The 11,596-nt window shown below is 37.4% G+C and carries 9 protein-coding genes; 6 read left to right on the plus strand and 3 right to left on the minus strand.

Translation table 11 applies throughout. From position 1 onward, the window contains the following. Window position 1: 1 nt before the first annotated feature. Window positions 2-601 (minus strand): guanylate kinase, encoded by a 600-nt coding sequence (gene gmk / locus IPI15_RS15625; RefSeq protein ID WP_287405459.1) that lies wholly within the window; start codon window positions 599-601, stop codon window positions 2-4. Then, window positions 602-1,477, minus strand: a complete 876-nt coding sequence (locus IPI15_RS15630; RefSeq protein WP_287405460.1) for a YicC family protein — start codon at window positions 1,475-1,477, stop codon at window positions 602-604. A 546-nt stretch (window positions 1,478-2,023) separates the two neighbouring features. Here IPI15_RS15630 and IPI15_RS15635 point away from each other — a divergent pair. Continuing rightward, a complete protein-coding gene (locus IPI15_RS15635) occupies window positions 2,024-4,447 on the plus strand; it encodes a TonB-dependent receptor domain-containing protein (protein WP_287405461.1) in 2,424 nt (807 codons plus the stop codon). A 156-nt stretch (window positions 4,448-4,603) separates the two neighbouring features. Continuing rightward, window positions 4,604-6,409 (plus strand): tetratricopeptide repeat protein, encoded by a 1,806-nt coding sequence (locus tag IPI15_RS15640; RefSeq protein ID WP_287421157.1) that lies wholly within the window; start codon window positions 4,604-4,606, stop codon window positions 6,407-6,409. A 309-nt stretch (window positions 6,410-6,718) separates the two neighbouring features. On the opposite strand, the gene IPI15_RS15645 is transcribed toward IPI15_RS15640, so the two are convergent. After that, the gene (locus IPI15_RS15645) at window positions 6,719-8,233 is read right to left on the minus strand and encodes an FMN-binding glutamate synthase family protein (protein ID WP_287405463.1); all 1,515 of its coding nucleotides are present in this window, start codon (window positions 8,231-8,233) and stop codon (window positions 6,719-6,721) included. A gap of 468 nt (window positions 8,234-8,701) precedes the next feature. Between IPI15_RS15645 and IPI15_RS15650 the strand changes: the two genes are divergently transcribed. From IPI15_RS15650 to IPI15_RS15665, 4 genes are read left to right on the plus strand one after another with little or no spacing between them, the layout of a single operon-like run. Beyond that, window positions 8,702-9,133 (plus strand): thioredoxin family protein, encoded by a 432-nt coding sequence (locus tag IPI15_RS15650; RefSeq protein ID WP_287421160.1) that lies wholly within the window; start codon window positions 8,702-8,704, stop codon window positions 9,131-9,133. Between the two features lie 10 nt (window positions 9,134-9,143). Continuing rightward, on the plus strand, window positions 9,144-10,067 hold the full coding sequence (locus tag IPI15_RS15655; RefSeq protein WP_287421162.1) for an FAD:protein FMN transferase: 924 nt from the start codon (window positions 9,144-9,146) through the stop codon (window positions 10,065-10,067). Beyond that, window positions 10,064-10,282, plus strand: a complete 219-nt coding sequence (locus IPI15_RS15660) for a DUF4266 domain-containing protein (RefSeq protein WP_287405466.1) — start codon at window positions 10,064-10,066, stop codon at window positions 10,280-10,282. The genes IPI15_RS15655 and IPI15_RS15660 overlap by 4 nt, the downstream gene beginning before the upstream one ends. Before the next feature lie 23 nt (window positions 10,283-10,305). Then, window positions 10,306-11,487: a DUF3570 domain-containing protein gene (locus tag IPI15_RS15665; protein WP_287405467.1), complete on the plus strand. Its 1,182-nt coding sequence runs from the start codon at window positions 10,306-10,308 to the stop codon at window positions 11,485-11,487. The last annotated feature ends 109 nt before the right edge of the window (window positions 11,488-11,596 follow it).

Raw genomic sequence — 11,596 nt, forward strand, 5'->3', positions numbered from 1 at the left:
TTTATTTTTCTTTTGAAATTGATTGTATTGGCAATAAGAAACGTTCTACAACGATTTCAGCTTCTTTAAAAGCTACCTCCAGAGAATCATTCACCAAAACAAAATCAAAAAGAGGCTCAAATTCTAGTTCGTGTGTAGCTTTTTCAATGCGCTTTTTAAGAGCCTCTGGCGATTCTGTCTTTCTATTGGTGAGTCTTTCAAAAAGCAACTCTTTCGAAGGCGGTTTAATGAATATGGTCAGGCATTGATCCTGAAATTTCTTTTTTAAGCTTATCGCTCCCTGGACATCAATGTCGAAAATAATATGCTTTTTCTCTGCCCAGATCCTCTCCATTTCTGACAATAGTGTTCCATAGTATTGGTTTTCATACACCATTTCATATTCTGCAAATGCATCCTCTTTGATCAATTCATTAAATGCAGTAGCATCCATGAAAAAGTAATCTTTACCCTCTATCTCATGCTCTCGTTTAATTCTGGTCGTGGCAGACACTGAAAAATCGAGGTAGTCATATTTGTTCAACAAGTGCCTCACGATTGTTGTCTTCCCGGCCCCGGAAGGCGCTGTGACGACAATTAGTTTGCCTTCAAAATCAATCATTTATACAATATTGGCAGTTTGTTCTTTTATTTTTTCCAGTTCATCTTTCATAATGACGATCAACCTCTGGATGTCGCTATGGTATGCTTTCGCGCCAAGCGTGTTGATCTCGCGTCCCATCTCCTGACTTATAAAGTTTAGAGTTCTGCCTTTGGAAATTTCGTCTACTTCGATAGTTTCAAGAAAGTATTTACAGTGTTGGGATAATCTGCTTTTTTCTTCACTGAAATCGATCTTTTCTATGTAATAAATAAGCTCTTGTTCGAACCTGTTTTTATCTACGCTCTCCACCGGCATAAACTCTTCAAGACCGTTAGAAATACGCTCACGGATCTTATCGATACGCTCGGCTTCAAAGTTGATGATCTTATCGAGACAATCTTCTATGGTTGCTATATTTTTGATAAAATCCTGCTCTATTGCGATTCCTTCATCTTTTTTAAATGCAAGAAATCTGTCAAGAGCTGCATCCAGCGTGCTTTCTATTATGTCCCATTCTTCATCTGTGATTGCTTTGGAACCATTGGAAAGAATTTCCGGTACACGTAGCAAACTAGGAATGATCTGAGATGTATCTAAGCCCAACTCTTCTGCTATAGGTTTTAGTGACATAGCATAGCTGCGCAATAAACTCTCATTGATCAGACCTACAGGAACACTGTTTGATGATGATAGCTCTATGCTGACATCTATCTTACCACGGATGGCAGTTTCCAGCACTTCCTTGCGTAATAAATTTTCTTTTTCCTTTAAGTCAAAAGGAGATCGTACCCTAACGTCTACAATTTTGGAATTGACAGACTTTATCTCGATAGATAAGGTTTTGTCTTGAAATGGTCTTTTAGCTGAACCAAAGCCTGTCATTGAAAATAGCATGTGTCATCATTTGAGGAGTGCAAATGTAATTAAACAAAAATTATTATTGAAAAATAGAATTAACCGTGTATAAAACAAAATGCAATAAAAGCTAAATATTTGAATAGATAATTTATAAAAAGATGGATACCAATAAATTAGTTGATTTTTATTTGACAGATTCCTCCCTTCTGTCGGAATGACAAAACCTTTGGTTAGAGGGGGTATAAAATGGGGCGTCTAGGCCGCCCCATTTTATACCCAAATTCCATCGACTTAGTGTCATTCCGAGCGAAGCGAGGAATCTTTATTCGCTAAGTCTTTTTTTTTGTACAATTTGTTATGCACACAAATGCAAGGTACTTTATAGTAGATTTTTAATTCATCAAAATAATAACATATTATTGATATATCAATAAATATAAATAGCACTGTTACTTATTTCTAACGAATATTTTGACACTTTTAACGATGTGAAGTATCCGTTGGTCTAATCAATTGAAACCTTTGCGGACAGTTGCGTTATAATTGAAATTTTGGGTATAATTTTGATAAAATTTAATTGACATGAAAACAATATTTGTAAAATCAAACTTCATCCTTGCCATCATGTTTTACCTTTCGTCAGCAGCATCTGCTCATACCGTCAGTGGTGTGTTGAAACTTGAAGATGAAAGTCCGGCCACCGGAGCATCAGTATATATTACTTCTGCTATTGATTCTACAATTGTTAAAGCATCGGTAGTGGACGAAAATGGCAAATTTACCCTCGAAGATATTGGTGCAGGCGAATATTTATTGCATGCCGCTTTGATAGGTTATACTCCCTTTGAAAATAAGATTAGCGTAGTCGGTGATATCGAAGTAGAAAAAATTAATCTCGTTCCTTCCGCAAACCAGTTGAATGAGGTAACAATTAAATATAAAAAGCCACTCATCGAAAGAGATCGGGATAAAATCGTCGTAAATGTGGAAAACAGCATCCTCGCAGCAGGCAATTCAGCGTGGGAAGTATTGGGTTCTTCTCCCGGAATTACAGCCACTAACAGCGACCAATTATCTCTGAAGGGACGTCAGGGAGTCAATGTCTGGGTGAATGGAAAGCCATTGCAACTCAGTGGCTCAGATCTCGCTAACTATCTCAAATCTTTGCCTGCTTCTGCACTGTCCAAAGTCGAGATCATCTCCAATCCTGCAGCAAGATATGATGCATCCGGCACCTCAGGCATCATTAATCTCGTTATGATCAAAGATAAAAAAATCGGTACCAATGGCTCTATTAGTCTTTCCTATGGACAGGGCCAGTTACCAAAATCGGTAAATAGCATTTCACTAAACCACCGAAATGCAAAATTCAATATTTATGGCATGTACAACCTTACCTATCGTGCCAATTTCAACAAATTATTACTCTACAGAAAATTTTATGACAAAGGTGTCTTCACCGGAGCATATGATCAGGACAATGATCTCACAATAGCCAGGTTTAATAATATGGCGAGAATCGGTGTGGACTTTACACTATCTGACAAGATGGATCTGGGAATCCTCATTAATGGTAATCTTTCAAAATTCAATCCAAATGGTTTAAACAAGACGACAATTGTCAATGCTGAAGGAATTCCGGCTTCGAAATTCACCACACAAAATGATTCACATGATCTATGGCATGACATGGGTGGCAATATTCACTATGGTTACAGAATCACAAAAGATCAGAATCTGACAGTTGATTTGGATTATGCACCTTTTGGAAATACTACGGAGCAGACATTTACGACACATTCATACGATCTCACAGGAATAGAACTTGGTATTCCATATATTTTATACGGAGATCTTCAGGGAGGTTTGGATATTTATTCAGCTAAAACGGATTATTCGAGTCAATATAAAAATGGGTTGAAGCTGGAATTCGGTGGTAAAACGAGTTACGTCAAAGCAGATAATGACATTAAATTCTTCGATAAGTCGACAGAAACAGCAGTTTTTGATTCCACTAAAAGCAACCATTTTATTTATAAAGAAAATATCAACGCCTTATACGCCAACGCTTCCGGCCAATTTGGGAAATGGGTGATCCAGGCAGGTCTCCGTATGGAAAACACCAATATCGATGGCGAACAGAAGGTAAATAATACCTCCTTTGATAAAAATTACACAAATTTATTTCCAAGTGCACTGGCAGCCTATACATTCAGCGACAGGAATGAATGGAGCTTTTCAGTGAGTCGGAGAATCGACCGACCGTCCTATGGTCAGCTGAATCCATTTAAATTTTTCCTGGATCCCACGACTTACAGAGAAGGCAATCCTTATCTTGATCCTCAGACCAGTTGGAATTATGAATTGACTCATACTTTCCTGCAAAAATTCAGCACCACTTTCGGTTATAGTAAGACGCTGGATAATATTACGCAAGTCATAGGTCCTGTAGAGGGACTTGAAAGAATTACCGTCCAGACTGATAAAAACCTTGCATCATTCGACTATTACGGAATAACGCTTTACATGCCATTTACCTTCTTCAAGATATGGCAAAGCATCAATTCTGTCAACTTGTATTATGGTCATTATAAAGGCAATCTCATTAATACACAGCTGAGTAATGGTAATGTTGCATTCAATTGGAATTCGAAAAATATCTTTCAGCTTAAAAAGGATTACTCGATAGAATTATCAGGCAATTATAGAAGTAGAGAGATCTATGGTTACATGGACGTCCAGCCGATCGCTTCCCTTTCAATTGGCGCTCAAAAACAGATCCTCAATAAAAAAGGCACCTTGAAATTCGCATTTACAGATATCTTTTACTCCGAGCTCACGACAGCCACCACTGAATTCACAGATTACATTGAAAAATTTAAAGTCGGTCGTGATTCCCGTGTCGCTACTTTGAGTTTTACTTACAGATTTGGAAATAATAATGTGGGTCAATTAGGGAGAAGGCAAGGTGGTGCTCAGGACGAGAAACAGCGAGCAGCTGGATAGGAGATGTCGGAGGTTGAATTTTGATTTACAAATGCATGACAATAGACTAAAACATTTATTTCAACTATTCGTTTCTATAACATCATTTGCTTACATTTTGAATAAATAGAGCATTATGATAAAAAATGCAATATTTTCGCAGCATTAAATGATCCTATGAAACGTATTTTATTTATTTTAATTGTTAGTATAATTTCTATTAAGGCTGCCACAGCGCAGAATATGCAGCTGGGTATACAGTATTTCCAAGATGGTGAATATGAAAAGGCTGCCATCATTTACAAAGAGTTGTGGAACAAAAATAAGTCCAACGAGCAATTACTTCATACACTCACTGAATGTTTTATAGCCCTCAAGGATTATGACAAGGCCCTGCAGGTTATGAACGAAGCTATCCAGCAAAATCCAAATCAACTTACATTGAGAATCACGAATGCAGCACTCTTGACTAAGATAAATAAAAATGACGAAGCCGAAAAGCAATATGCCTACGTGCTTGCCAATCTGCCCCAGAACCCAAATATGCTGCTCAACGTTTCAAGGTCATTTGACCGTCTCGGAAAGTCTGATTATGCCATTCAAGTGTTGGAAAAAGGTGAAAAAATATTGAACACTCCCGGCATGTTTGCCACTGATCTAGCAAATCTTTATCTCAAAACAGGCCAGCAAGACAAAATGCTATTGACCTATCTGAGTATGCTGAAGCAGGATCCAAGCATACTAAATTACATTACTACCACGGTACAGCGAACATTCCGCGAGCCAAAGGAATATGATGGTTTATTAAAAGCGGTATTCGAAAAAGTTCAGGAAGACCCTCAGAATCCTCAATTAATAGAATTGCTTTCCTGGATATATATTCAGAAAAAAGACTTTGCCAATGCATTGCGACAGCTTAAGGCATTGGATATACAGACCGGAAATAACATGATCAAGGTATATAATCTGTCTATGACTGCTTATAATGAAGGTCAATTTGAAACTGCCATTCAAGGTTATAATTATATTATGACCAAGGGTTCGGGGAGTCCATATTTCTTTGAGGCGGGAAGGTACAGATTGAAATCAATGGTTGAGAAAAGTATTTTAAATACTGAAATCTCTGAGATTGATCAATTACAAATTGATAAGGAATTTAATGATTATATAAATGCCTACCAAGAAACAGGCATGACCGTTTATGCTACCTACGATTACGCAGAATTCCTTCTTATATACCGAAAAAATCTGGACAAAGCAATTCAGGTATTGCAGGATTTAGTAGATAGGAAATATGCCAATCCACCTGTCCTTGCCGAACTCAAGATTCGCTTGGCAGATTATTTGCTTATCAAAGGTGAACGCTGGGATGCTTCTTTGCTTTATTCTCAGGTAGATAAAGACTTTAAAGAAGGTCCGCTTGGTCAGGAAGCAAGGTATAAAAATGCAAAATTGTCCTACTATGTAGGAGATTTTGGTTGGGCGCAGGCACAGTTTAATGCTCTTAAAACTGCCACATCCAGGTTGATTTCAAATGACGCTATCGATCAAAGTGTATTCATCATGGACAATATGGGACTTGACTCTACCGACGAAGCATTGAAACTTTATGCCGCCACAGAATTGCTAATTTATAGAAACTTGCTTACCGAAGCTACGGTCAAATTGGATTCATTGTTGAAGAAATTTCCAGGACACGCGCTCGATGATGATATTCTGTATGCTCAGGCACATATTTTCGAAAAACAGAAAAATTATCCTAAGGCTGTATCTACTTATGAAAAGATAATTGCTGATTATAAAGAAGAAATACGCGCTGACAATGCCCTTTACGAATTGGCACAACTTTACGACTATCAGCTCAACGATAAGGAAAAGGCCAAAGAACTTTATGAAAAATTATTTAATGATTATAGCGGCAGTGTCTTCTCTGTTGATGCAAGACAAAGGTATCGGGTGCTGAGAGGTGACGAGAATCAATAAAGGTGGATTGTTGAAAATTAAAGGGCAAAAAAATGGCAAATTATAAATTATAAATGATGGGTGATGTTGAAAGCATACCTTACGGAACGCCTTTCTCACCCTATCACCTACTCACCCTCTCACCCTTTCACATTCTCGCAGCCTCACTTTTTGCCCCAATTCCAGATTCGTTTATTCAAATTATCAGCCAAAAGCTTTCGCAATTGGCTGGGAGAAGACGCCCATTCAGGGCTAAAAATATCCTTCTGAGAATTGTATTTACTAACCAATCACCTTCTCTCCTTCTCACTTACTCACTTTCTAACCCTCTCACTTCCTATCCTCCGGATAAATCTCCGCATACGATCTTGAACTATAGCTATTAGTTCTTTGGAAGACAAGCTTGCGACTAAAATGATCTAAGTCACTGATGCCTGCAGCTGCCATGATTTCTAGGAAGGAAGAAATGGTGTTTTTGTGAAAATTGTAGACTTTCCGATATTTGTCTTCGATCACAAGACCGCCCATTAAGGCTTCGTTTTGAGTTGCAACTCCTGTAGGGCAAGTATTTTTATCACATTCAAGTGCCTGTATACAACCTAATGAGATCATCATCCCACGTGCGCTACAACAAAGATCTGCGCCAAGTGAGAGCATTTTATAAATGTCGAATGCTGTGGCAACTTTACCGGTAGCATTGATTTTGATCTTATCTTTTAAACCATATTTTTTCAAAGTATCGACTGCGAAGACCAACCCATCTTCTAAAGGCATGCCCACAGAATTTGTAAACTCTAAAGGAGCAGCTCCTGTGCCACCTTCACCACCATCGATAGAAATAAAATCCGGTAGTTTACCGGTGTCACGCATGACGGTGCACAAATCCTCAAATTCTGATTTTAATCCGACGCAAAGCTTGAATCCTGTTGGTTTACCTCCACTCAGATCTCTGAGTTTTTCTATGAAATTTACCAAACCTATGGCATCGCTGAAAGCTTTGTGATGTGCTGGAGAATGGACAACTGTAAATGGTTTAATTCCCCTGATTTTTGCAATTTCCTCCGTATTCTTTTTAGCAGGTAGAATGCCTCCATGACCTGGTTTAGCACCCTGGGAGAGCTTTAGTTCGATCATTTTAACTGATTCAGAAGCTGCAGTTATTTTAAATTTTTCTGGATCAAAGTTTCCGTCTTCTGCCCGACATCCGAAGTAGCCGGTACCGAGCTGATAAACGAGATCTCCTCCTGATTCCAGATGATAGTGTGACACTCCACCTTCTCCGGTATTATGATAAAATCCACCGAGTTGTGCACCTTTATTTAGTGCTACGATGGCATTTTTACTAAGAGAACCGTAACTCATAGCTGATATATTCAGCAAAGAGGCGGAGTAGGGTTTTGCGCAATTATGTTCACCGATCAACACTCTTGGCGCTTCATTTAGTTTCTCGACCGGATAAATAGAATGGGGCATCCATTCATAGTTTTCTTCATATACATTAAGTTCAGTGCCAAAGGGATGAGTACCGTCCATATTATTAGCCCTGGATTCGATGATTTTCCGTTGCAATCTGTTGAAGGGAGTACCATTGGTATCACTTTCTACGAAATATTGGCGAATTTCCGGACCGAAGCCTGACAGCATGCCGCGCAGGTGACCGACCACAGGAAAGTTTCTGATTATGGCACTTTTCTTCTGTATCATATCGAGAATGCCTATAATAACAAAAATGATCGGCAGCAGCATCCACCATAAGTACACAGGATTGATGGTAAATAAATATATGGATACAAGGATAACCAGGAAGGTGAAAATGAAAAATATCTTACGTACGTGCAGGAACATAACTTTGTGTATTTGAGAATAACAAAATTACTCAATTGGATGGTCTTATTTTTCATGTTTTACAAACGGTTTTGATTCGATAGTTGAAATTAGAAAGTTACTGTAGGGACAGGTCGCGACCTGTCCCTACAGTAACCGTAAAATTCCATTACCTACTTCCTTAATTGGTTTGACACAAGCTTTTAATAAGTGACAAATCGAAGATTCACAGCCTTTGTTTTTAAAATTTTGGCCGGCTTTTAAAGAAGAAAAAGGTAGCGGAATATGTAACTAAGGCATTAGGCCAAAACAAAATCTTAATAGGTGTAATCTCAATTAATATCCAATCAAAATTCCAAACGAATATTTTTATTAACAATTCAATTAATATTGACTATAAATAAGAATATTTTAATATAATTTCCAATGAGTTAAAAACTATAATATCAATATGTTCGTTTTCATGAAATAATATAAATTCTCCAACAAATGAAAATACTACTCTTATTATGCTTCATTTTACCAACTGTAACTTGGTTAACAGATTTTAATAAAGCTAAAATCATTGCTAAAGAGGATAATAAACTCATCCTATTAAACTTTTCAGGATCAGACTGGTGTGGGCCTTGTATTAAATTAAAAAGAGATTACTTTGGAAGCCAAACCTTTATGGATATGGCAAGTGAAAAATTGGTATTAGTCAATGCAGACTTTCCTAGAAAGAAAAAAAACATGGCAGATCCTTCACAAATCAAAGCAAATGAAGCTTTAGCGGAAATATATAATAAAGAAGGCGGCTTCCCATTGACGTTGCTGCTAGATGCTGATGGTAAAGTCCTAAAAAAATGGGATGGCTTACCTTTTGTCACAGTCGACGAATGGACGAAAGAAGTAAGTGCTTATTGCAACTTAAGAAAATAAATCATTTACGATGAATAGTTTTTCAAAGAGCCTCAGATTGATGGGTAATAACTTTACCATCACAGTCGTATCAGAAGACAGAATTACCGCAGATTGTCATATAGATATTGCAATTGCTGAAATTCAAAGAATAGAAAAGCTTTTTACAACCTTCGATCCGAATAGTCAAACTAATCTGATCAATGAGTATGCCGGAATAAAGCCTGTGGTCGTCGATGAGGAGGTTTTCAAACTCATTGAAAGATCAATTACCATTTCAAATTTGACACAGGGCGCTTTCGATATCACATATGGTAGTATTGACAAGGGGCTCTGGAATTTTGACACAAACATGACCGCTCTTCCAAGCCATGAAATTGCAAAAAAGATGGTCTATCTAATCAATTACAGAAACATAATTCTCAATAAAGAACAGCTGTCAGTAATGTTATTAAATAAGGGCATGCGAATAGGTTTTGGAGGTATTGGTAAGGGATATGCTGCCGAGATGGCTAAGAAAAAGCTCGTGGAACGAAATGTATTAAGTGGGATTATAAATGCGAGTGGAGATCTTACTACTTGGGGAACGCAAGCCAGCGGAAAACCTTGGACGATCGGTATAGCGCATCCGGATCATCCTTCATCGGCATTTTCATGTTTAAATATTTCAGGGAAAGCCATTGCTACTTCGGGCAATTACGAAAAATGTATTATCATAAATGGCAAAAAATTCTCGCATACGATTGACCCGAAAACAGGTTTTCCTGTCACCGGTATTAAAAGTGTAACTGTCATTAGTAATAATGCAGAATTGGCAGATGCTATGGCTACACCAATAGCAGTGATGGGTATAAAGCCGGGCCTATTTATGATAGATCAAATTCCGGATCTTCATTGTCTAATAATAGATGACAAAAACCAAATTTACACGTCTCAAAACATTAATTTGAAATGAAAAATATAATATTTAATGTATTCATATTAATCGTATCGTGCCAATTTATTTCATGCACGACGGTCAAAGAGTATCAAAAAGGAAGGTTAAATGATTCCGAAATGATGCTGTCCAACCGAAAAATAGAGAAGACTGAAATGAGTTTTCAAACTTATAGAGAAGGGTCATCCGGGGCAAGCTCGGGTAAAGTGGGTGGTGGCTGTGGCTGCAATTAAATTAATTATAATTAAATAAATAAATGCAGAAATTATTTTTCACTGGGTTGGCACTTTTTGGTCTTTTCCGCGTCATTGCTCAAGGTCCGGATACAACTTCTCCATATAAATTAAAGACAATAAAAATTGAAGAAATTAATCTTGTCTCCAGCCTGTATCATCAGGAAGGAAATAATTCTGCCGTGACCGGAGGTATAGGTACGGAAAAACTAACGGATGTTGCAAATTCACTTGACATAAAATTATTGTTTCAAAAAGATCCTCTTAAAATCCATACCCTTGATCTGGAAGTCGGGCTCGATCATTATTCCTCAGCTTCATCCGACAAAATAGATTTGAATGCAAATTCTTCAGCTTCCTCATCAGACAATCGTTTCTATCCTTCGCTAAATTATACTTTGGAGAACAAAACAAAAAAACAAACTATAGGCGCAGGCTTATCTTCCTCAACAGAATTTGATTATCTTTCATTTGGAGGTAACATCAATTATTCTAAAAAAACGAAAGATAACTCAGGTGAATTTTCAGCAAAAGTTCAGGTATTTGCTGATCAGGTTACCCTCATAAAACCAATTGAATTAAGACCTCAAGGAGAAAATGGATATGGAACTGCTTCGCGTAATACATATGCTGCAACGCTTTCTTACGCTCAGATTATTAATAAAAATTGGCAAATTCTACTCATTGCCGACATTGTTAAACAACAAGGGTATTTAAGTCTTCCTTTTCATAGGGTTTATTTTGACGACCACTCAGTACACCAGGAAAATCTGCCTGATAGCAGATTAAAACTGCCTGTAGCCATCAGATCCAGTTATTTCCTCGGCGATAATATTATCATAAAAGCTTATTACAGATATTACGCTGATAATTGGAAATTAAGTTCACATACTTTCAACATTGAGGTCCCGGTAAAATTATCTCCATTCTTTTCTTTAAGTCCATTCTATCGATTTTATAAGCAGAATGGTGCACAATACTTTAATGGCTTTGAGGAACATACGACAGCAGATATGTTCTATACCAGTAATTATGATTTATCTGATTTTACCAGTTATTTTGCTGGCATTGGTTGCAAGTTCACTCCTTTGAACGGTGGATTTGGAGTGAAGCATTTCAACACATTAGAGATCCGATACGGACACTATGGCAAGTCTACTGGAATGGCTTCGAATATTTTGAGTTTGAATATAAAGTATAAGTGATCGGCGGTCAGTGGTCAGTCCAATAATCTAGGGAGAGTTCCATCTTTGCTAAAATTTTAGTCGAAGACGGAAATACCTTTGTGACCTCTTTTACAATCAAATGAATAAT

It is taken from the genome of Candidatus Brachybacter algidus, assembly GCF_016707225.1.
In the GTDB taxonomy this organism is placed as follows: domain Bacteria; phylum Bacteroidota; class Bacteroidia; order Chitinophagales; family Saprospiraceae; genus Parvibacillus; species Parvibacillus algidus.